Source organism: Butyrivibrio sp. LC3010, assembly GCF_000424385.1.
Classification (GTDB): domain Bacteria; phylum Bacillota; class Clostridia; order Lachnospirales; family Lachnospiraceae; genus Butyrivibrio.
In genome coordinates this window covers 78,567-104,423 of record NZ_AUJU01000004.1, presented here as the reverse complement: position 1 = coordinate 104,423, position 25,857 = coordinate 78,567, and the positions used below count along the sequence as shown (strand labels likewise).

The 25,857-nt window shown below is 40.3% G+C and carries 16 protein-coding genes and 1 pseudogene; 10 read left to right on the top strand and 7 right to left on the bottom strand.

The genetic code is table 11. The features are described 5' to 3' along the window. Positions 1 to 130: 130 nt before the first annotated feature. Positions 131 to 2,176, top strand: coding sequence for a methyl-accepting chemotaxis protein (locus G622_RS0104450; protein ID WP_026509691.1), 2,046 nt, complete (start codon positions 131 to 133; stop codon positions 2,174 to 2,176). Between the two features lie 56 nt (positions 2,177 to 2,232). Here the strand turns inward: G622_RS0104450 and amrA are convergent, their stop codons facing one another. After that, complete coding sequence (gene amrA / locus G622_RS0104445) at positions 2,233 to 3,750, bottom strand: AmmeMemoRadiSam system protein A (protein WP_026509690.1); 1,518 nt, start codon at positions 3,748 to 3,750, stop codon at positions 2,233 to 2,235. Positions 3,751 to 3,978: 228 nt separating this feature from the next. Between amrA and G622_RS25170 the strand changes: the two genes are divergently transcribed. The 3 genes and pseudogenes from G622_RS25170 (at position 3,979) to G622_RS26980 (ending at position 6,131) form a co-directional block, all read left to right on the top strand. Then, positions 3,979 to 4,617, top strand: a complete 639-nt coding sequence (locus G622_RS25170; protein WP_081675176.1) for a DUF4234 domain-containing protein — start codon at positions 3,979 to 3,981, stop codon at positions 4,615 to 4,617. A gap of 38 nt (positions 4,618 to 4,655) precedes the next feature. After that, positions 4,656 to 5,156: pseudogene (locus tag G622_RS26985) on the top strand (macro domain-containing protein); the annotation flags it as partial. Positions 5,157 to 5,606: 450 nt separating this feature from the next. Beyond that, positions 5,607 to 6,131, top strand: coding sequence for an NADAR family protein (locus tag G622_RS26980; RefSeq protein WP_242832955.1), 525 nt, complete (start codon positions 5,607 to 5,609; stop codon positions 6,129 to 6,131). Here G622_RS26980 and G622_RS0104430 read toward each other — a convergent pair. Continuing rightward, complete coding sequence (locus tag G622_RS0104430; protein WP_026509688.1) at positions 6,128 to 6,544, bottom strand: hypothetical protein; 417 nt, start codon at positions 6,542 to 6,544, stop codon at positions 6,128 to 6,130. The genes G622_RS26980 and G622_RS0104430 overlap by 4 nt on opposite strands. Positions 6,545 to 6,843: 299 nt before the next feature. Here G622_RS0104430 and hflX point away from each other — a divergent pair, with 299 nt between their 5' ends. After that, positions 6,844 to 8,169, top strand: coding sequence for a GTPase HflX (hflX, locus tag G622_RS0104425; protein ID WP_044957108.1), 1,326 nt, complete (start codon positions 6,844 to 6,846; stop codon positions 8,167 to 8,169). Between the two features lie 101 nt (positions 8,170 to 8,270). On the opposite strand, the gene malQ is transcribed toward hflX, so the two are convergent. Beyond that, positions 8,271 to 9,779, bottom strand: a complete 1,509-nt coding sequence (gene malQ, locus G622_RS0104420) for a 4-alpha-glucanotransferase (RefSeq protein ID WP_026509686.1) — start codon at positions 9,777 to 9,779, stop codon at positions 8,271 to 8,273. A 157-nt stretch (positions 9,780 to 9,936) separates the two neighbouring features. Here malQ and G622_RS0104415 point away from each other — a divergent pair, with 157 nt between their 5' ends. Next, the gene (locus tag G622_RS0104415; protein WP_026509685.1) at positions 9,937 to 10,620 is read left to right on the top strand and encodes a leucine-rich repeat protein; all 684 of its coding nucleotides are present in this window, start codon (positions 9,937 to 9,939) and stop codon (positions 10,618 to 10,620) included. Positions 10,621 to 10,798: 178 nt separating this feature from the next. Here G622_RS0104415 and G622_RS0104410 read toward each other — a convergent pair whose 3' ends face one another. Then, positions 10,799 to 16,546, bottom strand: a complete 5,748-nt coding sequence (locus G622_RS0104410) for a hypothetical protein (protein WP_155831413.1) — start codon at positions 16,544 to 16,546, stop codon at positions 10,799 to 10,801. A gap of 513 nt (positions 16,547 to 17,059) precedes the next feature. After that, a complete protein-coding gene (locus tag G622_RS0104405; RefSeq protein ID WP_026509683.1) occupies positions 17,060 to 18,712 on the bottom strand; it encodes an aminoacyl-histidine dipeptidase in 1,653 nt (550 codons plus the stop codon). Positions 18,713 to 19,147: 435 nt separating this feature from the next. Between G622_RS0104405 and G622_RS0104400 the strand changes: the two genes are divergently transcribed. The 4 genes from G622_RS0104400 (at position 19,148) to tnpC (ending at position 23,571) form a co-directional block, all read left to right on the top strand. Continuing rightward, complete coding sequence (locus tag G622_RS0104400) at positions 19,148 to 20,614, top strand: methyl-accepting chemotaxis protein (RefSeq protein ID WP_026509682.1); 1,467 nt, start codon at positions 19,148 to 19,150, stop codon at positions 20,612 to 20,614. A 189-nt stretch (positions 20,615 to 20,803) separates the two neighbouring features. Further along, complete coding sequence (tnpA, locus tag G622_RS24275) at positions 20,804 to 21,238, top strand: IS66 family insertion sequence element accessory protein TnpA (protein ID WP_049945676.1); 435 nt, start codon at positions 20,804 to 20,806, stop codon at positions 21,236 to 21,238. Beyond that, entirely contained in the window at positions 21,235 to 21,588 is a 354-nt protein-coding gene (tnpB, locus tag G622_RS0104390; protein ID WP_026509681.1) for an IS66 family insertion sequence element accessory protein TnpB, read from the top strand. The genes tnpA and tnpB overlap by 4 nt, the downstream gene beginning before the upstream one ends. 144 nt (positions 21,589 to 21,732) lie before the next feature. Then, the gene (gene tnpC / locus G622_RS0104385) at positions 21,733 to 23,571 is read left to right on the top strand and encodes an IS66 family transposase (RefSeq protein WP_026509680.1); all 1,839 of its coding nucleotides are present in this window, start codon (positions 21,733 to 21,735) and stop codon (positions 23,569 to 23,571) included. A 171-nt stretch (positions 23,572 to 23,742) separates the two neighbouring features. On the opposite strand, the gene G622_RS24270 is transcribed toward tnpC, so the two are convergent. Together G622_RS24270 and G622_RS0104375 are read right to left on the bottom strand one after the other, a co-directional pair. Further along, positions 23,743 to 24,390, bottom strand: a complete 648-nt coding sequence (locus G622_RS24270) for a sortase (protein ID WP_049945675.1) — start codon at positions 24,388 to 24,390, stop codon at positions 23,743 to 23,745. Between the two features lie 252 nt (positions 24,391 to 24,642). Further along, the gene (locus tag G622_RS0104375; RefSeq protein WP_026509679.1) at positions 24,643 to 25,851 is read right to left on the bottom strand and encodes a Cna B-type domain-containing protein; all 1,209 of its coding nucleotides are present in this window, start codon (positions 25,849 to 25,851) and stop codon (positions 24,643 to 24,645) included. Between the last annotated feature and the right edge of the window lie 6 nt (positions 25,852 to 25,857).

Sequence of the window (25,857 nt, the reverse complement as noted above, 5' to 3'; positions counted from 1 at the left end):
TCTTTATATAATAAATTTATACTATTTAGGAAGTATAATAAATAATCATGCAAGTGTTAATTGCGTCATAAGGTTACATTATTTATTAACTCTTTTGTTATACGTATAATCGTTATTATTAGGAGGTACTATGGATAATAATACTGTTCTAACCGAAACCAAAAGCAATGTAAAAACTACTCAAGGGGTGAAATTCAAGCTTATTCTGTCCATGGTATTAATAGTTGTTATCCCACTATTAATATCTATAACGATCAGCTTTCTAAATTCGATAGAAAAAGCCAAAACTGATGCTGAGACCATTAATGTTAAGCAGGCAGAAATTGTTGCCAGCGCATTCTCTGATAATCTTTATCAGCAGCTAAGAACTCTTGAGTCTGCAGCAAGCTCTCCGTACACGATTGAATTTGTGAAAAAAGCTGACGCCCTCACGGATGAAGACAAAGCCAGAATGATTTCATTTTTGGATAATCTCAACGTCCCATATAACGATGGCAATAGCATAGTTATTACTGCATCAACCGGTGATCAGCTTGCAAGAACAGGTGATGGAGCTCTTTCCAACATCAGCGACAGAGACTATTTTAAGAGTGCTATTGCAGGTCAGTCAGTTATCTCCGATATGGTTATATCCAAAGCAACAGGCAGCCGAATAATAATTCCTGTAGTTCCTGTTTATGATGACGATTACAAAACTCCTATAGGCACAGCTCAGAGAAGTTATGATCTATCAACTCTTCATAGTCTGCTTAAAAATAATATCGAGCAGTCTCAGCGCGCGTTTATAACAGACTCAAAAGGAATAGTCATTGCACACTCTGACTACGAAATAGGTCCGGACGATCCTGAAGATAACAGAAGTGATAGAAAATTCTTCACATTAGCCAGTCAGAATGGTGAAGGAACATATATTTCCGATGATAAGGGAAGTGAAAAACAGATCGTTTCTTATTACAAAGATCCACTGACAAACTGGGTTGTAATCGTTTCTTCTAATTATGATGCTGTAATGTCGTCCGCATACAGAAGTGCAATAGTAGTAATCATCATAGCTGTTATCATGACAATTATTGCTATATTTATGTCATTTGCCATGGCGAAATCCTTCACCGGTCCTATGCAAGAAGTAAATAAAGCCCTTCATCATCTTGCAGATGGTCAGTTCCTTACAATTAACAAGTACACAGATCGCAAGGATGAATTTGGTGAGATGATAGGAAATACAAATTCAGTTTTGAGTGTACTTGGCAAAATTGTAACAAGTATCAAAGAATCTGCAGTTGCAGTCAATGGTTCATCAGTAGACCTTGCTGATACCGCTAACCAGATTTCTCAGACAGCGGAGGATGTTTCAAATGCTGTTCAGGAGATTGCTTCCGGTGCTACACAGCAGGCTGATGAGATACAATCCGCTACTGAAAATGTTGGCAGAATCGGAGAAGCTATAGCTGATGTTCGGACATCCTCAGATGATCTTTCAGATATCGCAGGCAAAATGAAGGAAGCTTCCGAAATATCCAGTAATTCGTTGCGTTCTCTGCAGAACTCTTCAACTGAGATGACAACAAAAATCGACGATATTTCACAAACAATCCAGGCTACGAAGGATGCTGTTAATACTATCAGCGAAAAAGTTGAAGGTATTACATCCATTGCAACCCAAACCAACCTTCTATCCCTTAATGCGTCTATCGAGGCTGCAAGAGCCGGCGAAGCAGGAAAAGGATTTGCTGTTGTAGCTGAAGAAATCGGAAAGCTTGCTGAAGATTCCAAGCAGATGGCAGATGACATAAAGCTTGAGATGGAACAGCTTCTTTCGCAATCTAATGCTGCAGTAGCAGCCGCCGCAGATGTCAAGCAGGGCAACAATGACCAGCAGATAGCGCTTGGTGAAACTCTTGCTGCCGTTAACGGAATGCTCGAAGATATCAGTAATACGGTTAGCGGAGTTAAACTCATATCAAATGGCGCTGAGACCTGTGATAACTCCAAAAATGCTGTTGTTGATACCATGAGTGCACTATCAGCCATATCTGAAGAGAATGCTGCATCCTCAGAAGAAACCGGAGCCTCCATGCAGGAGCTTTCTGCAACAGTTACTACTCTTGCAGGATCTGCTGACAAGCTTAAGCAAATTTCCGAGAAGCTTAGCGCAGATATAGACTTCTTCAAATAAGATAAAGAAAGACTTCAATGCAACGTACATACTGCATTGAAGTCTTTTTTCATATATTATAAATGTCTTACCACTTCAAATCTCTCAAGGCTTATCTCCTCTCCCTTGGGAATTCCTGCCTTCTGACAGGCGATGTTTATCTGCTGGATTACATCATCAACTCCGTCAAGATTTGGAAGAAGCAGTCCTCTCTTGTGCCCGGAAGTCACTATAACTCCATACCTCTTAACATCAAGATCATCAGGCGAAGATATGGGTTCGGGTTTATCAAGAACATCCACACTTATTTCAAGCCAGGGAAGTTCTTCTCTTGTTATCATGGGAAATCTCGGGTCATTGGTTGCTGCACTTATGGCGTTTTGCAGTATCTCCTCTGCAACACATTCGCAGGTAGGAAGTATTGTTCCAATACATCCGCGGAGAGCGCCATTTTTATGAATTGATACAAAAGCGCCTGCTGTCTGAGTCAGCATTTCCTGTGGCAGATTTTCATAATAAGTTCCCCTTAAATCCTTCACATGATAGGTTTTCCCTGCACTTATGTAGCTTTCAAGAGAAAATCTTGCAAGGCTAACATAGGGATCCTCATCTTTTTGCCTCTCTCTAAGTTCAGACAGTTTCTCTTTTCTCCATTCATCCAGAAAATGCCTGCTATCATCAGGACCGCCAACTTCAAAGGTACAGATTCCATAGCCTACTCCAAAGGTAGCCTCATGAACCAAGGCTTTAGCCTTTACACTAAGTCCGTCCAAAGCTCCTGCCATCATCACAAATGACTTATGCCCACATTCTGCGGCTTTTTCACAAAAGCTTTCGTCAAAGTCAAAAAGGTTTTTAAACTCTCCACTGCCACACACCTCCATGATTCGCTTATCATACTCAGGAGCCTCGGGAGCAAAGCCATATGGACCTTCTTCTTTCATTTTATGCGCAAGGTCTCCACTTGCCACATAAACAACTCTTCTTCCGGTTTCTTCAACTGCCTTCTGAATAATCTGACCCATCTGATAATGAAGCGCAAGAGGAAGCCCTGACAGCCCGATTCTTACAAGCTTAAAATCAGTATATTTTTTACAAATGAAATAAAGCGGAATTAACGTTCCGTGATCCAGGGAAGGATCCCTCTCCCCGAGAGTTCCTGCAGGAAATTCATGAATTGACAGTCCGCCCTGTCCCTTTTGGTTTCCATTTGACTTTTCATGAAAATCGGGTCCACTCTGTCCCATTTTTGTTCTATCTGACTTTTCATAAAAATCGGGTCCGCCCATCTCAGCAATCCGGGAAATTTTCTTCACAAACTCCTCATCATACTCAGCATCAAAGCTCACTTCCTCAGCCTGAAACCTCCCCATATCACCATAGGCATTTTTCCCCGGAGAAATGTGAAAATAATCAGCATACATGACGCTGTGAGGACTTGAAATAATTATAGTTTCCGGCTTTAGAGACGCTATTTCATCAGCAACTTTTTCATAAGCCTCAGTAACGTTACTTATTTTCTTCTCCTCACCTCTTCCTACTTCCGGCAGGATAATTGGCGGATGTGGTACCATAAAAGCTCCAAGAATTGGCATAAGTTACCCCCCTCTTCATCTATAAACAATGGTTTTTATCTGACTCAGACCGGTCTGCTGGCAGTACCGTTACCCAATCATGCTCCGCATTCCTTAACGGTACCAGGCTCTATATTCTTTCAGAGCATGGATTTCGCTATCTTCAGAAATTCATGACTTTGAGATAATTATACACTAAATTATGATATAATCAGATAGAACAAACAATTTTAAGGAGGAGATGAAAAAATGTTTTGTCCTAATTGCGGAACAGAGAATCCGGATTCAACAAATTTTTGTACTAACTGCGGTGCAAAGCTTGTGCCGGATAATGATGCTCAAAACCAGGCACCTCAGAATGGTCCTTTTGGTTTTGACCCTAATAATACTTACAATGGTAATCAGGGGAATCCTCAAGGATTCAATTATCAGAATGATAGCCAAAATGGCGGTTTCAATTATCAAAATGGCAATCCAACCGGATTTAATTATCAAAATGGTGATCCAAACGGTTTCCAGCAGTATCCCTACTACAATCCCAATCCCGGTATAACAGGCAGAAGTATAGCTCTTGCTATAATTTTCTCTCTTATAACCTGTGGTATTTACAATATTTACTGGTTCATTGTTCTTACAGATGAGACCAATGTTTTGTGCAATCGTCAACATGAGACTTCCGGTGTAGTAGCATTTTTACTTTCAATCGTTACTTGCGGAATTTATAGCTGGTACTGGGCATTTAAGCTCGGCGAGAAGGTTGATCAGATAAAAGGTGAGCAGAGTTCAAGCAACTCTATTCTTTTCATCATTCTTCAGCTTATCGGTCTTGGTCTCGTAGTTGAAGCTATAGCACAGGATGCGATAAATAAGGCTGTAAATTATCAGTAATTCTTTTCAGACTATGATGGCTACAGAAGGGGGACAACATGATTCGCGCGATTAAAGATGACATAACAAAGGTCACAGGCTTCGATGCTATAGTTAATCCTGCTAACAACAGTCTGCTTGGCGGCGGCGGTCTCGATGGTATGATTCACCGTGTTGCCGGTCCTCAGCTTAAGACAGAATGCCGCAAATTAAACGGCTGTGAAACCGGAGATTCAAAGCTTACTCTTGGTTATAATCTTCCATCCGAATATGTTATCCATTCTGTAGGCCCTATCTGGATGGGCGGTATAGCCGGTGAGGCTCAGCTTCTTGCCTCATGCTATACCAGTGCTCTCAAATTAGCCTCTGACAACTACATCAGAAAAATCGCTTTTCCTCCAATATCAACAGGTGAATATGGCTATCCCATGGATAAGGCTGCTAAGCTCGCCGTAGCTACAGTCTCTGCTTTTGTTGCAAATCATCCCGATTCCTTTGACGATATATGTTTCGTCCTTCAGGATGACCTTGGATTCAATGCTTTCTCTGAAGAGTTAAAAAATGTTGAGCTGGTCAAAAAGGCAGAGCCTAAGAAGAAGCCTTCAAGAAAAGGAAGAAAAAATGCTTCTAAAGATGTAGATGAGACTGATGAATTATTCTCCGAAAATGGTGAAGATGAAGCTTCCCTGGAGAATGGTGCAGGAACCGCTGCGGATGAGACTTCTCAGAAGGATGATGGAGAAAACAGCGCGGATGAGACTTCCGAAAACAGATTCAGTGCGGAACCTGTTTCTTCTGCAGGTGATACAAATGCTTCAGATAACCTTCAAAACTCAGAAGGAATCTGTAGTGCCACCAACAGTAACTCAATAATCTCTTCAGCTGATACTCAGAGCATTCCGGAGATTGCGCTTCCCGAGACACCGCCGGATTTTCCTATTGCCCTTTACAACAAATATCATATAGACTGGCTTATCGATGAAGTTTCAAATGGCAATCCCCACACCTATGTGTGCTTTTATCTTGCAGAAAAAACCTATGAATTCTGCCAGTTTTCACTCTGGTATCAGGGCGATCCGATATTTATCAATGGCAGGAAATACCTCACAGCCCAGCAGTACATAGCAGCTGAAAAAGCTCTTCTTTTCAATGATTTTAATACCTATGCAAAAATCATGAATGAGCCTGATCCTGCTCTATGCCAAAAGCTCGGTTCAGAGATCAGAAATTTCGACGAAGTAGTCTGGAAAAAGTGCTACCGTGAAATCATATTCAACTGTAATGTGGGAAAATATCTGTCAGATAAAGCCTTTGCCGAAGCTTTAATGTCTACCGGAGACTCCGTTATTATTGAAGGAAGTCCTATGGATGATATTTTAGGCGCAGGATTATCAAAAGAAACTCTTCTGTCCAAGGAAGGAGTTCTGAAGATTCCGCCCCAGAACTGGCACAAAGAGGATTCAGATTTTCAGGCAAAAAATGAACTGGGCTTTATCCTTATGGCAGTCAGAGAATTTTTTAGTAATAGAAACTAATTTCCTAGGCCATCTTTGATGGCCTTATTTACTTTCTCATCCATCTCTGAAGCAACCTGCGTTGTAAGCATATCCATTATTCTGCTACTACCTTTTGAGAAGGTCATTGCAGAATGTGCATCCTTAACATTAGTTTTCTTGTAATCATCTTTATGATTCATGTCATAGCTCTGCCTCATTACCTGATCAAGAGTACGCATAGCCTGCATTGAGTCATAAACCTCATCAAATTCTTTTCCAAACTTACCCTTAAGCTCCTCCCCACGACTGAGCTGGTTTGTTATGGAGTCGATTATATCTTTTCGGTTTCCTTTTCCAAGCGATAAAGTACTGCCCTGCCTGCTACCGCGCCCTGCGTTATCAAGATACAGATCCGTAAGTTTATTCATTGAAGAAGATAAATCATATGACATAGATGTAACCTCTTATTATTTGTTGTGTTGACGATGCACCCTGTGAAAGCCCCAGCCATTGCATGCTTCTGTAATTATATCTAAGCAAGATGACACTATATTCCATTTTCTATATCGGCATGTTCTTATTATTTCATAACAGAGATATCTTTGTGCTGATTCTAAATGTTGAATTACCAATTCAGGAACATATATAATGATGTATGGGTCAAAATTTGGTTTTGGCCTTACTTGAAAGATTCGAATAAGCTCGTTTCTTCAGGATTCTCGCGATTCAAAAAGGATAAGACAAAATTTATATGAACAATACTACAACTTATGATACAACAGAATATACAGGAATTCCCAAGGCCATCCTGGTGGGGCTTTCAACAAGTGACAGAGACACCGGTTCCTTTGACCGCTCCATGAGTGAGCTTTCTGCTCTTACTAAGGCTTGTGACCTTGAACCTGCTATGACGATCACACAGACACTTCCTCATCCTGACCATGCAACTTTCATTGGAAGCGGTAAGGTTGAGGAGCTGAAAAACCTCATCAGCATGCTTGATGCAGATATCATTATTTTCGGTGATACCCTCTCTCCTATTCAGCTAAGAAATCTTGAGAGAATCCTTGATACTGAAGTCATCGACCGCACCGGACTCATTTTACAGATTTTTGCGAAAAGAGCCAGAACCAGAGAAGCCCGCATGCAGGTTGAATATGCACAGCTTCAGTTTATGCTGCCAAGACTTGCAGGTATGAGAACAGAACTAAGCCGTCAGGGTGGCGGCAGCGGCAGACTCTCCAATAAGGGTGCCGGCGAAAAGAAGCTTGAGCTGGACAGACGCCGAATCGAACAGCGATGTGCAGAACTCAGAAGAGAGCTTGAAACCATAGAACGTGAAAGGGATACTCAGAGATCAAAACGAATGAATTCAGACATCCCACGCATTTCATTAGTTGGCTACACGAATGCAGGTAAGTCCACTCTTCTCAATTCATTTCTTGATGCAAGCCATATTGAGGAAAAAGAAAATAAAAAAGTCATGCAGAAGGATATGCTTTTTGCGACCCTTGATACCACAGTAAGAAGAATAGATCTTCCGGGCCACAGACCGTTTCTCTTATCTGACACCGTCGGTTTTATCAATGAACTTCCGACAACGCTGGTAAAAGCCTTCAGGTCCACGCTTCAGGAAGCCATATATGCTGATCTCCTGCTTGAGGTTATTGATTTTTCAGATCCGGATTATATGACTCATATCGAAGTCACAGAGAAGACTCTGCGAGATATAGGCGCTTCTCAGATACCTATAATATATGTGTTCAACAAGGCTGATCTGGTTGTCGGGAACTCAGAGCACACCGCCATGAAGATTCCCCATGTCCGTGACGATAGGATTTATATGTCCGCAGAAAATGCTATAGGACTTGATGAACTGACTACTCTTATTGAGCATACCTTGGAAGGTGAGAAAATAGATTGCGAATTTGTAATTCCCTACTCTGATGGTGCTGCACTTTTTGACATCACTTCGCGTTCTGAAGTTTCAGAGACTGAATATACTGAAAAAGGAACGCACCTCATACTTAAATGCAGCAAGAAAATGGCTAAAAAATACCAAATTTATACAATATAAAAAGCCCGCACTTGGCTCGATATTATCGCGTCGAGTGCGAGCTATTTTTGTTTTACTCAGTAGCTTCAGCCTTAGGCGGAAGTGGTAATCTGCTGTAGGTCTCAGTCATCAGCCTTAGGCGGAAGTGGTACTCTGCTGTATGTCTCAGTCATCAGTCTTATGCTGTTTGCAAGATCTTCAGACAGATAATTAGGTGTAAGTCTCCACTGCCAGTTTTCTTCAGAGGTTCCCGGTGTGTTAATTCTCGCCTCTCTTCCCTTGCAAAGATAATCCTGCAAAGGCACTATGCATAAATCTGCTACTGATCTGTAGGCCTCTCTGATAATATCCCAGACAAAAGCTCCGTAATCGGTATTTATAGAATTAATATACCTTCTTGTAAAATCACGTTCACCTTCGGATATTTCCTGTACCCACGCAAAGGTTGGAGTATTGTCATGCGTTCCTGTATAAACCACACAGTTGTTGATATGGCGGTGATTAACATACATGCTGTCCCAGCTGGTAAAGCCATACTGAAGTACCTTCATTCCGGGGAATCCTGAATCCGCAAGGAGCTTCATGTTTTCCTCTGTGGTATTCCCAAGATCTTCAGCTATCATATTCAACTTCCCAAGTTTTTTCTCAAGAGCTCTGAAAAGATCCATTCCGGGTCCTTTCATCTGTTTTCCGTTTTTGGCAGTTTCATCACCGTAAGGAACCTCGTAATACTCAGCAAAACCATGAAAATGATCGATACGAATAACATCAAACCATTCATAATTTCTCTCAATCCTGCGAACCCACCAGGAATAGCCATTCTTTTTGAGAGCCTCCCAGTCATAAACAGGATTGCCCCAAAGCTGTCCGTCTGCTGAAAAAGCATCAGGAGGACAGCCTGCTACAGACTTTGGTGTAAGATCCTTGTCCATTTTAAATACTTCAGGATGTGACCAGCTGTCTGCGCTGTCCATGGCAACATAAAAAGGCAAATCTCCTATTATTTTGACGCCATGCTTTGCAGCATATTTATGAAGCTTTCTCCACTGCTCGTCAAACTTAAACTGCTCAAAGAAGATAAATTCAATTTCATCCTTGAACTCTTTTTTTGCTTTTTCAAGAGCCTTTGAATCTCTCTGTTTTAACTCCTTTGGCCATTCAAGCCAGGATTTTCCACCCTGATCTTCCTTTATTGCAACATACAGAGCATAATCTTCCAGCCAGTATTTTTGCTCTTTCTGATACTCTTTGAATTCCTTCAGTTCACCTTTTTGCAGGAAATTCTCGTATGCTTTTTTTAGAATAGGCTGGCGGTTCTCATATAACTTTCCATAATCAACGCGCTCGATATCGTTCCCGAAATCTACTCCATTTATATCATCCCAGGTCAGAATTCCGTCTTCTATGAGTCCTTCAAGAGATATAAAATATGGATTACCTGCAAATGCTGAAATCGGCTGATAAGGTGAGTTTCCAAAACCGGTAGGTCCTATAGGAAGTATCTGCCAATACCCTTGGTAAGCCTTTTGCAGAAAATCCACAAAATCATACGCTTCTTTTGAAAAACAACCAATGCCAAAATTAGATGCCAACGAAAAAATTGGCATAAGAATTCCACTTTCTCTGTGCATAAATTCCCCTCCAACAAAACATTCTGTCTATATTATAGCTCTTACATCTGATTAGTGCCATAAAATTACATTTTGTGAGCATTGTTATCTGTGAATTTGTGCTATAATTAAAAAATATTAGTAAAATTTTTCTAAAAGAGAAAGGAGATTTATATTTATGAAGGGGAATAAAAAGTTAGGATTGGCGCTTATGGCATTAGCCATGGCAGTTACCGTTACAGTAGGTGTGAAGGCCAGCGCAAAGGACGAGTTTTACGAGAAAGGTCATGAGTTCTACAATGAGAAGAGCTCAGGTAATGGCGAACTTGCTAAGTCCGTTATGTACAAGGTAACCAAAGTTCCTACAGGAACAAGTGAAGACAAAGCCGGCGAAGTTATCGTAGTTGGCTGCAAGGACGACGCTAAGAAAATCGTTATTCAGGCAAACATTACTGCTCCTGATGGCGCTTATTACAGAACCAAGGGTATTCAGGCCGGTGCCTTTAATGGCAGAAAGAATCTTACATGGGTTCAGATCAATGATTCTGATATTACCGAAATTCCTGAGTCCTGCTTCAGCGGCTGCACAAAATTAAAGACTATCCAGATTCAGGATCCCGATATCAAGAAAATTGGTAAAAAGGCATTCTACAACTGCAAGAATCTTAAAACTTTCAAAACAACATCTACAAAAATCACTAAGAAGAGCGCTGTTGGAAAGAACGCTTTCAAGAACGTAAAGAACGTTAAAGTTTATGCTACTTCAACAAGTCGTGCCAAGAAGCTTGCTTCATTCTTCAAGTCTCGCGGCGCAAAAGCAACCTCTTATGATGACATCGATGACGAAGATGAAGATGATTGATTTTTAGTATAGCAATAGATAACAATAAGGACTCCGTTTACGCGGAGTCCTTTCTCTTTTGTAGAATACTTATTCAGATTATACAAACTCTTGTCTTGCTTGTAGTAGAGTACTTAGCCCCCTAGTGTAGCTGTTTTATATTAACTCGACTATATGCTTGCTAAAATTTGAACTTTTATTATTTGTCTGCCTTCCTGGTAGCCTTCTTTTTCTTAGCCTGATTGCCAATTGCAACACCGGAGCCGATACCAACTACACCAAGCAATGCAAGGAGCCAATATGGCTTGGAATCATTTGCAGGAGCATCTGATTTTGCTGTATTCTCGTCTTTAATTTCTGTTGTCTTTCCTTCAGCATTATCTTCTACACTTCCGTCAATGTCAGCTATCTCGTTCTTTGTCTCTTCTATTGCTGCTTCTTCAGCTTCTGCAATCTCATTTGCAGCATCTGTAGTTTCTGCAACAACAGTTTCAGACTCAGTGTTTGCAGAATCATTATCTGCTGCTTTTGCTGAAATAACTCCGGGTGTTCTCTCTCTTCTTACTCCGAGTACTGCAGGCTTCTCATCTAAAGTCTTAGTTGTATTACCAGAAGTATTGTTATCAGTAGTGCTGTTTACCTTATCAGAATTTTTAGCCTGAACTGATACAGAGTCATTATCGTTTGAGCTTTCCGGATCAGAAGTCTGATTGCTATCATTATTTACATTATTTGAAGTAGCCTTCTTTGACTTCTTATTCTTTTTATCCTTCTTATTATCAGAGACATTTTCATCTGATGCGTTATTTGAAGTTTCGGTATTTGAAGTTTCGTTATTTGAAGTTTCGTTATTAACCTGCTCAGATTCGCCTGCTACAACAGGTGAAGCACTTCCGGTGCTATCACTTACGTTACTGCCTGAACCATTATCAACAATTCCGCTATTGTTCTGTAAATCGTTGCTATCAGATTCGTTATTTCCAGTTCCATTAGAAGGATTAGCAATCACATCATTACCATTTTGATCAGCGACATCTGAACCGTTACCCTGCTCAGTTTCGCCTGAACCATTGCCCTGCTGGTTATCATCAGCACTATTATCATCAATGGTTGCTACAACTTTGAAGCTACCCTCAGCATTGTAAGCATCCTCTGCTCTTTCAGCTTCCTTCTTTGCAAGATCAACGTTTTTTGCCGCTTCCTTAGCACTTTCTTTTGCGCTGTTATAGCTCTTAAGTGCTTCGTTGTAATCCTCTTTCATATCATCAAGAGCCTTGGAGCTAACACCTGCACTAGCCTGAAGCTTTCTAAGTTCTTCTGCAAGAGCCAGTACCTTGTCTCTTGCTTCTTTAACAGCATCACGCTTCTTTTCTGCGATATCCTTAGCTTCTGCAAGCTTTTTAGCAGCCTCATTTGCATCTGACATTTTTTCATTAGCTTTTGTAAGAGCTGAGTTAGCTTTTTCCAGAGCCTTATCTGCTTTAAACTTAGCGCTGTTTGCATCCTCTAATTCCTTATCTGCCTTTTTCTTGGCTTTAAGTTTATTATCATAGTCCTTTTTAGCATCGTTGAGCTTATCTTCTTTTTTAGAAAGCTCCTTATTTGCCTTTTTAAGATCTTTTTGAGCATCTGCAAGTTTTTCCTGCTTCTTTGAAAGCTCTTTTGACATTTTATCCAGATTCTCAGAAGCTTTTTTTGCTGTATCTGAAGCCTTCTTCAATTCTTTTTCTGCATCCTTAGCCTTATCAGATTTATCTCCATAGGTTTTAATTGCCTTTTTATAAGCTTTTTCTGCTTTGTTCTTGTCATCCTCTGCAGCCTTCAGTTTCTTATCGGCTTCATCTTTTTCATTTTTTGCCTTTTTCAGTGACTTTTCTGCTTTCTTAACTTCACCGTTAGCAGTTTCTACAGCTTTTTTCTTTTCATCAACCGCATTTTCAGCTGCTGCCTTATCACTTTCTGCTTTTTCATACTCAGTATTTGCAGTATTCCTTGCTGCTTCTGCTTTAGATGCCTTATCAGCTGCATCATCTGCCACTTTCTGTAATTCAGCCAGACTTCCTTTTTTATTCAAAAGATCATCCTGGGCGTTTATAATGTCCTTATCTTTAGAATCCTTACTATTCTTATAGGAATCAATATCATTCTTAAGTCCTTTGATTACAATATTAGCTGATTCAATAATTTCATTTTGCTTATCAATCACATCCTGAGCAGCCTTCTTAACGGAATTATAATTAGCTATCTTACCCTCTGCTTCTGATTTCTTTGTATTGTTTTCATTCAGCTTATTATTTGCATCAGTTATTGCCTGGTCAGCTTGTTTGATTTTCTCCCCTTCTGCAGCTGCTTTCTGACTAGCCTCACCCTTTAATTTTGAAGCTTCATTCTTTGCTTTCTCAGCATTAGTCTTATCTGTATTAAGAGTATTTATATCAGCTCCTAAGCCCTGAGCCTCCTGCTTCTTGCTATTTACAGTTGTCTGAAGGCCTTCAATTGTCTTATTTACCGCATTATTATTCTCATTCGCTTTAGTTACTTTATCAGCTGCGGCAATGTATTTTTCATTTTCAGTATTAAAGTTTTCCTCAGCTTTTTTAGCAGCTTCACTTGCCGTTGTGGCAGCCTTCCTTGCGTCTTCAGCATTCTGCTTAGCTTTTTGTGCTTCTCGATAAACTTTTTTATTATTGCTAATTACACTATCCAATTTTTTCTGAGCATCAGTCTTTTCTTTCGTTGCATCTGATTTTGCTTTCTCTGCAGCTGCTACCTGCTTTTCTGCCTCATCAAGGGCATTTCTTGCCTCTTGTGTACTCTTCTGATATTCTGTATTACCAGCCTTGAAAGTAGCCTCATCTATTACAGTCTTTTTCGTGTTTTTATCAAAAATTTCAATATGATCCGTCGTTCCTCGATTTATTACTGATAGTTCCTTACCATTTTTATCCAATGTACGGAAATCATATGTGCCAATTAACTTATAATCTACTTTATTCTTTTTCTTTACAACTTCATATACTTTAATGTAATGGTCAAAAATAATATTTGATTCTACGAATAAATCAGTTGCTTTTAATTCTTTATTTTTTTGAAGAATATCATAAACTATTAAAGCTTCAGCAATTTCTACATTATTTTCTGTTTCACCGGTCCATAATAAAAACTTCCCTCGATCGCTATCTTTCTTTGTGATATCATTCATCAGTTTCTCAATATCACTTGCACCTTTATATTCCTTACTGGCATCTTCTAATTTTTTCTCGGCTTCGGTTTTTTTCGAATTAGCTGACTCCAGATTCTCTTCTGCTTTACTAACTTTTCCTTCTGCTTCACTTACAGCTTTCTCAGATTCCTCAAATTTCGTGTTTGCTTCCTGAGCTATTTTTTCTTTCTCTGAAGCATTATTCTCTGCCTCGTTTGCTTCACCTGCCTTAGTATCCCATTCACTCTTAGCAGCATCAGCCAAATCTTTAGCAGTTGAAGATTCATCCTCTAATTTCTTAAGATCTTCTTTACTAACTAATTTCTTTTCCTCTTCTGTAATCTGCTTTTCAGTATTTGTTACGATTTCTTCAGCAGCATTCTTGGCATCTGTTTTTTCTGAGATTTGCTTATCAAGGCCTTCAATTTCTGCAGTCTTATTTTTCTCTATCTCCTCCTGATCTGATACAGTCTTGTCATACCCTGCCTTGGCTTTCTCTGCGTCGGACTTATCTTTTTCTGCTTTATCCTTTGCTATTGTTGCTTCACCAATTGCAGTTTCTGCATCTTTTACATTTTTGTTCTCTTCTCCGATTTTTCCATCAGTTTCTGAGATGATTCCGTTCTGCTTAGTAATCTCTTCGGTTGCTCCTGTTATGATGTCTTCCTGACCTTTAACAGAATTTTCTGCATTTTCAATATCTCCGGTGATCTTCTTGAGCTCTGCAATTGCATCATCAAGTACACCCTGTGCCACTTCCTGCGCATTCTTTGCAGTATTTAGATTATCATCTGCCTTTTTCTTATCTGACTGCTTTTGGGAAAGTTCGTCTTCTAAGCCCTTTAATTTTTCAGCAGCTATAGCTTCAATCCCGGATGCAGTTTTCTTAGCTTCGATAGCCTTGTCAAGTTCCGCTTTAGCTTCTTTCGCATTAGCCTTTTTGTTGTTTACATCAGCCTTTGCATCCTCATATGCCTTATTAGCAGCTTTGGCATTATCAGATTTTTCACCATATTTTTTAGTTGCAGCATCAAGATCTTTCTTCTTTGAATCTACAGTTTTCTCAGCATCAGCAACCTCACCAACTGCCTTATTGTACTTATCTGATTTGTTTATAAGATCTTTAGCAGCGTCATCAAGATCTTTTACAGCAGCGTCATATTTGTCCTGAGCCTTATCACGTTCATCAGTAGCCTTATCAACCTTTTCCTGCAATTTCTTGGCATTCTCTTCGCAAATCTCTACTGCCTGCTTAGCATTTTCGTATTCCTTGCTGCTCTTTTCAAGTTTCTTCTGAGCCTTATTTGCTTCCTTTTCTTTTTCCCTGGCTTCCTCTTCTTTCTCGGAAACCACCTCACTTGCATCCTGAACCTTCTGTTCTTTTTTGGTTACATTAGCTTCAGCCTTTTCCTGAGCTTTCTCAGCTTTTTCAAGATCATCCGCGGCATCCTTTAACTTCTGCTCTGCTTTCTCATAAGCCCTCTCAGCTGCATCAATTGTTGCCTTTACATCTCCGGAAAGCCCAGTATTTTCAGCATCTTCAGAATCATTAAGTCCATTCTTCTCAAGAATCTCTTTAAGTTCGTTCTTCGCATCGTTGACAGCTTCTGCTGCCTTGTCATATTCAGTCTGAGCTGCATCAACCTTTTCTTTTGCGTTGTCTTTCAAAGCCTCTGCTGTCTTAAGAGCACCCTCTGCTGTTTCAAGCTGATTCTTTGCATCTTCTACAGCATCATTGGCTTCTTCAACAAATTTCTTTACTTCTTTCTTTGCTTCATTTGCAGCCTGTTCAGTTTCATATTCCTTCTTGGCTTCTTTCTCAACAGCATCTGCTGCATTCTTCGCATCTATTACATCTTTATCAGTTTTTTCTTTTGCCTTCTTAGCAGTTCCTGCGGCGCCCTGCGCAACATTTTTGTCAACCTCTACAGTCCCTACGACATCCTCATTTGTTGCCTCTTCATAAGCGCTGATAGCCTTATTTGCTTTTTCATTTTTCTCATCAAGGACATTTATATCACTCTCAATATTTTCAAGAGCTTCCTTAGCTTTACCGAGCTCTGTGTCTACTGGGTCATTTGTTACAGCAGAAGCATCATTCTGTGGTGCCTGATTGTCAGCGGAATCATTTACTTCCGGCACTTCCATCTGTGCAGGTGCTACATCCCCTGACTTTATATCATTTTCTATGGATGCCTTAGTGTCTGCAGCATTTCCGTTCTCAGCACTTCCCTGATCTGCTGCAGGTTCTTCACTTTGTACGAAGGTCTGATTTTCAGCAGGCTTTTCACTTTGTGCAGGTGCCTGATTTTCAGCAGGCATTTCGCTTTGTGCAGGTGCCTGATTTTCAGCAGGCATTTCGCTTTGTGCAGGTGCCTGATTTTCAGTAGCTGCTTCGTTCTGTGCCTGTTCATTTGTATCTGTCAGAGACTGATCATCAAAAGTCTCATTGTTACCATTATCTGAAGTATTTTCAGGAGTAGTTACTTCCTGGATATTTTTATCTGAATTAACAGCCGCATCTATAGCAGCTTTAGCTTCCTCAACTGCAGCTAAGGGCTCTTCATTAAGTGAAGCTTCTTCTGTTTTCTCGTTGTTTGTTTCCCCTTCTGCAACCTGCTGATCACTGTTTGGAAGTGCATCAGCTTCCTCAGCCAGTGCTGTTACAGGCTGAATTATCATGGCTGCACTAAGCCCCAATGTTGCAGTTTTTACAAGATACTTGTTGATTGTTTTATTTTTCATAGCTTTCCTCATTTCCCCTTTACTAGCTGCAATGGCTTTTGCCATTTGTTAATTCCTATGTTGAGGAGTATATAATATTTTATTTCAGAAAAAATAGCAGAAAATGAAAGAAAACTTCCAAAACTCGTACTTGAAAAGTTAAAGTTTCCATGAATAATTGAATATTCAAGACTTGGCAAATATCGAATAAAAATCGTAGTTTATTTAATTTAACTATATAAAATTTATTTATGATACAACTAAATGGATATTTCGTTCAAATATCGTCAATTATTAATTGTTAAATAATGCATCAATTAATTCAATATCTATAATACGTTGATATTTATATGTTATATAGTTATAAAAAACTGGGAAAAGAATTATTAGTATGAATCTAAGAAGAATAAAAATAACAAATGTGAAATTCTCGCGAAGCGAAGCGCTTTTTATTTTTAAAAATCCAACAGATTTTCCAGAAGATAAAAAGCCCGTCCAATCTTCATGATTGAACGGGCTGAATATATAATTTTTTTACATTTCTTTTAGCAATGCACACAAGTAGTCCCAGGTAGACTTGGTAGATGCTACACTCAGCTTCTCATTTGTGGAGTGGATATCCTGCATATCAGGGCCTATGGAAACACAGTCCAGATTTTCGATTTTCTCTGAGAAAAGACCACACTCAAGTCCGGCATGAATAGCCTCTACTCTCATATCCTTTTTATAAAGTCTCTTATAAACTTCAAGCATCTTCTCACGAAGAGGAGATTCCTCACGGTATGCCCAGCCGGGATACTCGCCGGTTGTCTCAAATATTCCTCCAAAGCTTTCAATTATGATTTCCATCTTTCTAAGAAGTGCATCTTTGGCAGGTGCAATCGAGCTTCGTACAGAATAATCAAGAAGGAAGGCTTCAGTCATTGTTCCGGCGCTCTGGCTTGCTGCACTGGCCCCTTCTATAGCGCCTGACTGATTGCTTACAATCTTCAGAATTCCAAGGTTAAGAGATGTCTCCACAAGACCTTCAATAGAAGCGCTCATTGCCTGCACACCATAAGGCATTGCACAGATACATCTGGCAAGCTCTATAACTTCTGAGCAGGGTATAATTCCGGATACAACTTCGCGCTTCTCATGAATTTCAGTATATGCGTCAACACTTGAATCCAGATTGACTGATTCCATATTTGAAATATCTGTCTTTTCAGGCGGAAGACTGTTTTCAACAACTTCCTCAACTTCAATGGAAAGTCCGGGATCCTTAATTCCAAGCTCTGCCTTCAGGTCCGCCTCAACCTTATATGCTATTGATGAGAGTTTTCCAAAAAGTGAGAAGAATGATACATCAGGTCCTTTGATCTTGCCATGCATCTGAGAAGCAAGTCCCATAAGGAGAAGCTCTGCTTCACAATCTGAAGCTATCGCATTATCAGCAACTCCGCCGTTTAAGCTGATAAGGCCAACCTCAAGAGCATCTGTTATTTCGAGGAGAAGTCTGCCCATAATCACATTGGCATTTCCTCTTCCCTTAACGATCATTTCACCTGAATGGCCACCCTGAAGACCTTTTACATGTATCTTTACCTTGATTCCACTCTTATTTTCTCTGGTAAGAGGCAGGTATCCATGAAAACGGGCGCCACCTGCACAGCTGACAATCATTACGCCCTCTTCTTCATTATCAAGATTTATCAGTTTTTTACCTGTAATATCAAAGCAGTCAAGTGCAACTGCACCGTCCATTCCAACTTCTTCATTTGTTGTAATAATGATTTCAAGCGGCGGATGAGGTATATCCTTGCTGTCAAGAAGAGCCAATGCATATGCGACAGCTATTCCATCATCACCTCCAAGACTTGTACCATTAGCCCAGACGAACTCACCATCTGTGGTCACATCAAGTCCGTCCTTCTCCATGTTGATCTTAGCACCTTTTTCTTTAACCGCTACCATGTCCATGTGTCCCTGGAGAATTACAGGCTCATGATCTTCATAACCCGGTGTCCCCGGCTTTTTGATTACTACATTCAGTTCCTTATCCTGTCTTACATAGAGATTTCTATCTTTAGCAAATTTTACAAGAAAGTTGCTTATCTTTTTAAGATTCCCTGATCCATGAGGTATTTTACAAATCTCTTCGAACCATTTAAATACTTCTGTTGGTTGTAAATTTTCAAGTGCCATTATTACGTCCTCTCGTTATATAAAAATTATGTTTTATAGTAAACTTCATATACTTTTGACGCTTACTATAGCTTCCTCATAACATTACTTATTTTAGCACATTTATCACTAATATGTTCAACCTCTTAAACCTAGTGCTACTGTCATCAAATAAGTCGAGGTATTTAATGACAGCAGCACTAGCTTACTGTTTGCACTTTGCTGAGTTCAAAGCTACGTGATTTGCCCCATATTTTATTATCTCATACATTTATTTTTACCCATAAACGCTTCATATCATCTAAATTACAGGTTGAGTAAAATTTCGATTTTTATCAATTTTTTATATTATTTTAAACTGTTTTCAGATTTTATTCTTCTCTATCATGTTAAAATCTTATTGATATATAATGATGGCTTAATTGTGCATTAAAAAAAATGCAGAAAGGACAGCATATGAATCCTCAACAGTTCAGACTTGCGAATAAAGTCAGTTTTATAGTTTGCAGCATAATTATAGGATGCGGTGTCTTACTATCAATCGGAGACATTACAAACAGAGGTATTACCGCTGGAAATGCTTCAATCATCTTGAGTGCCATAGTCGGTATGATGATGCTTCTAGCCGGTAATTTCAAATTCCCGGAAGTCAAGATGGGCTCCATTCTTATTATGGCAGGCTCCACAATATTTTACTTTGTACTGATGATCGCTCAGGATAATCTGGTGTATTTTGCATTTGGATTACCTATCCTTATAGCAAGCATCATTTATCTGAACGTAAGACTCTGCCGTGCCGGTATCGGTGCAATATGCATTTCCTTTGCTATCACCTGCATTAAAACAATCGTCAGAACAGGCTCCCTTAACATTTCTTTTATTCCGGCATTCATAACTCTCGGTCTTGCATTTATAACAAGTACAAGTGTCGTAAGCCTTCTCACAAAATTCAATGATGAGAATAATGCGAAAATAAGTAAAAACGCAGAAAAAGCCCTTGAGACCGGTAATAAGATGGCTGACATCGCAAATAATATCTCTGATCTCTTTAACAACTCTCAGGATAGCCTTACCTCCCTGCAGAATATAATAAATGCTCAGCAATCCGGAATGCATGATATAGCAACAAGTATGGAAAGCACTGCTCAAGCCATCACCATTCAGGCTGAAAAGGTTCAACAGATTCAAGATGAAACACTAACTACTGACGAACACACAAAAGAAATGTCAAAAGCATCTCAAGACACTCAGGATGCAGTGCGTGAAGGTGTTCGCGTGATTGGAGATCTGAAATCAAAATCTCAGGATGTTTCAAATACAAGTCAGGTTACAGTAGAAGCTACTCAGGCAGTTATCAATAAGGTTGAGGAAGTTCAGAAAATCGTCGGTGCCATCATGTCGATATCCAAGCAGACCAATCTACTTGCCCTTAATGCCAGTATAGAAGCCGCAAGAGCCGGCGAAGCAGGAAAAGGTTTTGCGGTTGTTGCTAATGATGTACGAGATCTTGCCGGCGAGACCAACAACGCATCTACAGAAATCACCAGGATCATCAACGAACTTACAGAAGATGTGCAAAAGGCAATGTCCAGCATTGATGATACAGTTTCTTCCGTTGCAGAACAAAATGAGATGATTGAGACTGTCGGAAACAGTTTTGACAGTATAAATGAGAATGTAGCTGATATGCTAAGTCGCTTTAGTGATATTGAGCGTGGTATGGATTCCATTTCCTCTTCTACGACAGAGATAAATGACGGAATTTCAAATCTCTCAGCTACCAGTCAGGAAGTTGCAGCACTCTCAAACGATGGTGCCCGCTCCGCTGAAAGAGCTGTTGAAGAATTTGATCAGTTTAAATCCATACTCTCAGATATTTTCAAACAGGCAAATAAACTTAAAGATATGCAGACAGATGATTAACGTAAGCGCTTTTTACTCCCCCGTAGTTACGGGGGTCTCTTTTTGCCATAAAATAGATCTTGTAAGATAGAGCTACACTTCAGCTATGCTATACTGCTACACCATGATGATACATTATGTGTAGTAAACGGCTCACATTTCTTCCAGTCACTGTGTAGTAAACGTATCACATTTACAAGGGGGATTCGCATGACAAAGAAAAAACTGAGTAACGAACAATGGCTTTGCCTGATCCAGGACTGCCGTAATAGTGGCTTGACTGACAGAGCATGGTGTACCCTGCATGACATTCATCCTACATCTTTCTATAGAGCAATTAGACGGCTTCGGGAAAGTGCCTGTTCCATACCAAACAATAGCCACGCTGGGGCGTCACTGCCACAGGAAGTTGTTGAAATCGCTTCAATTGACGAGAATGGAATCATAACACAACCAGTGCATCAAAAGAAACTGCCAGATCTAACTGATAACCATCATGTAACTCAGTTAAATAACAGCCTCTCAGATAGTACTTTTGAAACTACTGTAAGGCTTACAATACCATCTGGAATCAGCATTGAATTCTCCAACGAAACTAGTGCAGCCACTATCAAAAACATCCTGAGTGTGCTGCAGACAGTATGATCGGGGATCTTTCCGGCGTTAAGAAAATATATCTCATAACTGGCAGGACAGACCTTCGCAAGTCGATCGAGGGATTGATGGGAATCGTTAAGGATGTTTACGACCTGGATCCTTATGCCAATGCTGCATTTTTCTTCTGCGGAAGACGCGCAGACAGAATAAAAATCTTACACGCCGAGCCGGACGGCATGACATTGCTATACCATAGGTTGGATGCAGGAAGATACCGCTGGCCAAGGAACAGATCGGAGGCTCTTGAGTTATCAAGGCAACAGCTCAGGTGGCTACTTGAGGGGCTAGAGATTGAACAAAAAAGTTCAATCTCAAAGAGTAAAGGAAAGGATTTCTGAATCATAGAATCAGCTGTTTTTCTCATGAAAAAGTGAACAAAAATCCGTTTCAAAAATGCCGAAAAGTCCCGTATTTTCGGCATTTTAACAACTATTAATCATGATTAATCGATGTTAAAATATATACAGAAACGGAGATAAATCATGTCGGCTTCCGAAAACAATTCCACTTTTACAAAGCCAACTGAATATAAGCCAGATGCTGGACTGAATACCATTGATCAGTCACTTCTTCTGTCACAGGTATTGGAACTGAACAAAAGCCTTCAGGAAACTATTGCCCGCCAGACAGACACTATTGCTGAGCTGACCCGTGAGCTTGAATGGTTCAGAAGGAACATGTTCGGCAAGAAAGCCGAAACTGCCAAACGCTTTGACGAGTATGAAGGTACAGAGTTTAAGCAGCTTGGTCTTTTTGATTCCATGAGCGCAGAGCAAAAGCTCATGCTGGGACTTGAAGAAGAAAAACCAGCGGAAAAGATCACTGTTAATAGCTATAAGCGCACCAAAACTGAGCGCAAAAAGAAGCGTACAAGGGAAGAACTGCTTGCCAATGCCAAGAAGGGCGAAGATAAGCTGATCTACGCTTCTGATGAAGAAAAGATCTGTGTTCTCTGCGAGTCAGAAATGAGTCATTTTGGATGGGAATACGTGCGCACAGAGGTTGAACACATCCCGGAAGAGATCATATATCATGAAGTATATGTAGAAAAGCTGATATGCAAGAACTGCAAGGAAGAAGATGATCTTTTTATTACCAAATGTGCGGTTGCACCTCCTGCATTCATCCCGCACAGCTTTGCTACGCCCTCTCTTGTTTCCTTTGTAGGATATCAGAAATATCAGATGGGAGTGCCTAACTATAGGCTTGAGAAGCACTTTGAACGTAAGGGAATCTATATATCAAGAGCATGTATGAGCAGCTGGCTTATCTGGGCGGCTGAGAACATACTGTTTATACCGTATGAAGTTCTTCATCAGCTCATAAAGCAGCGCTTTATTGTAAATGCAGATGAAACAGTTGCACCGGTAAATAAGATCGTTGAACTTGAGCCTCTTGCAGATGAAAACGGAATGCCTCTTAACGTTGTGGCTGACATAGATTATGTGGAGATCCGGAGGGAATGCGAAGCGGAAGCTGCTGACGAGACTGACGATACTGATGAGGAAAAAAACAAGGCTATCAGCGGACGTCAGAATTGCTATATGTGGATTTATGCATCTGTGTATGGGACTGATAGGCCGCTGCTGCTCTATGATTATCAGCCCTCAAGAGGAGGTTATAACTGCCGAAACTTCCTGGGATCAGATTTTTCGGGATACCTTATGACCGATGGGTTCTCAGGATACAACAAGATGGAGAATGCCAAGAGGCTGACATGCGCAGATCATGTAAGGCGTAAATGGTTTGAGGCAATCAGAAATAAATCAGGACCATTGAACTATGAAGACCCTGCTGTTGTAGGCTTCATGGCCATAAATAAAATATATCAGGAGGAAGCACTGCTGAAAGGCAAAGATCCTGATGTCATAAAGGCTGAACGTTTGAAAAAAGAAAAGAAAAACTGGGATGCCTTTAAGAAATGGTGTGAAACACTTGACCCGGCTGGAGGCTCTGCTCTCCAGAAGGCTGTTAATTACACCCACAATAACTGGGACAAACTCATGCGGTATCTGGAAGACGGCAGACTGCCGCTTTCAAATGCTGCAGCGGAACGCTGCGCAAAATCTTATGCAACCATCCGCAAGAATATGCTATTCCACGATACATCTAGAGGAGCCAGATCCGCTGCCATCATCAAGTCTCTTATTGATACGGCAGCTGCAAATAGCCTTGATCCTGAACTTTACCTGACAGAGCTTTTGGAACATGCCCGAGACTTTAAAGATGAGCCTGCACGGGCAGCCGAGTATATGCCATGGACTAAAAAGATGCAGACAAGGTGTAGACATAAGACCAGGAAGGAAGATCTAGGTCAGTAGGATTCCTGCCTACATGAGATCAAACTTTCTCGAAATTTCAAAAGGCCACCGGGAAGGCTTTATTTTTTAAAGCCACTCCGGTGGTCTGGTTGGTTATGAACGGGGGTACAAAAAGCGCTTACTGATTAACGTAAAAGAGGTCTTCCATCGTGTGGGAGACCTCTTTTTCTATTATTCCTTATCCTCTGAAACTGCATTCTCTATTTCCTTTGTTACAGATGCCCCTGATCCGGGAGCAACCATCTTAACAAAATCACATCTGACAGTCACGCGGCTTGCGCCACCAATAGTGCAGGTAAATACAGTAAAGTCCCATTCACCTTCGTCCATGGCATCCACGTCATATGTACCTATGTCCTCCATATATGTGACTTCATAATAATACTGACGACCATCCACATCTGTAATTATGATGTTATCGCCTGCTACAAGGTTCTTAAGATTACCAAAATGATTTTGATAATTATGTCCTGCAACTATAAGATTATTCTCATAAACTGAACCCTTATATCTGCAGGGAGATGTCTTGGCATTCTGAGATGCCCACTCTGTCTGAATGGGAAGTCTTATATCAATTGCCGGAATCGTGATAATCCCGATAAAAGATTGTCCATTAATATCAATGGATTTCATTTCACCTGTAGGATTTGGATCAATAGGAGCATTGGTAATCTGCTCTTCTACCCCTTCAAGGAGCCCTGCTGCACTGACTCCCGCTGCCAGATCCTCTTTCTCATTATTGACAACAATATTTGCTGCAATTCCAAAGCACAGGAATCCCAGAAGAATCATTATCCGTCCTTTTGTAATTATCTTCATATAAAAGCCCACCTTAATACCGAATTATAATAGAGATAGCATCAGTAAATATACCAATGCTATCCCCATAGATTAAGTTAAGTAAGCCCCAATTTCAAACTTTTCTCATTTATAAACAATCGTTTTTCTTCTACTACATCATCGTTACCCAATCATATTTCGGATTTTTAGTCGATGTACTAATCTGCTACTATCCAAAATGCTATAGATTCTTGTTTTTCCTCAGAAAAACGGGAATCGTATTGGACCAGGTTAATCATTCTTTCTACGACGTTCATTTCTAAAACCAAGAACTATAAGAATAATTCCCATAATCGCAAGGACAGGAATCGGCCACCACAACTGACCTGTCTGAGGAAGTCTTCTGGCACCCAGAACCTCAGGAAGCTCACCAACAAACTTTCTGATAGCACCAAGAACACTTCCGCCATCATCTGGCGGTGTTGAGCCTCCCGGGCTATCTACTGTATCCGGAGTTACAGGTTCGTTCGGCTTGGAAGGTTTACCCGGCTTATTCGGTTTGTTTGGCTTCTCCGGCTCATTTGGCTGATCCGGGCGCTTAGGCTTCTTTGTATTAACTATTACGATAGTATTCTCATTTTGAGAAATAGTAGGAGTATAACCTGTATTATCGTTTTCCTCTTCCACCGTAAAGGTATGACCTTTTTCGTAATTCCATGAATACTTCCAGTTATTTTCATTTGAAAGCTCAACAGTCTCAGCATATGCCCCATCACAGAATATTTTAACTTTGATGGAATCAGGTCTATCCTCTCCTCCATCATCAACCCACTGCTTATGAATTGCAAACACTTCAGGATCCTCTTCCAATCTGTTTGCTGCTCTCTTTGGAATTGCTATAACATCGTATTGGGCATTCGTCCATGTTCCATCCCAAAGATTATTACCATTTTCATCGATACTACTTGGACCTGGAACTACAGAAAGAAAATCAAAATACTTATATTGTATTCCTTCCTTTACCAAAGGATCACTCACTCCGTAATAAAGTCCCTTATCAACTTTGCCCAATCTGGTAAATCCATCATTGCCGGATGTTCCCTGATAACTTGGCTGAATGTTATTCTGAGCAACACACTTACCTGCTTCTGTAATTATAGTATCCCACTTCTCCTGATTAGCCAGTGAACGCATATCACTCACTTCCAATCCCAAAGAGTCGTATGGTGGAAGTAAGGTAAATTCTCCATTCTCCGAGATAGATGCTATCTTATATACCTTGGTGTTCACACCATCCATCTCTCCATATCCCGGAATATCTCCGACAGTATCAAAATAATAATACACGGATAATGTCGTCTCTCTGTTCATATCTATATGACCAGGTCCATTATTATCAGATCCTGCATTAACCGTAGCTCCGGGCAATGCCAACAATGCAGACATGCTTATTACAGTCGCACCAAGTATCAGTTTTTTCAGCTTGCTAAAAATCTTCATAAAGCA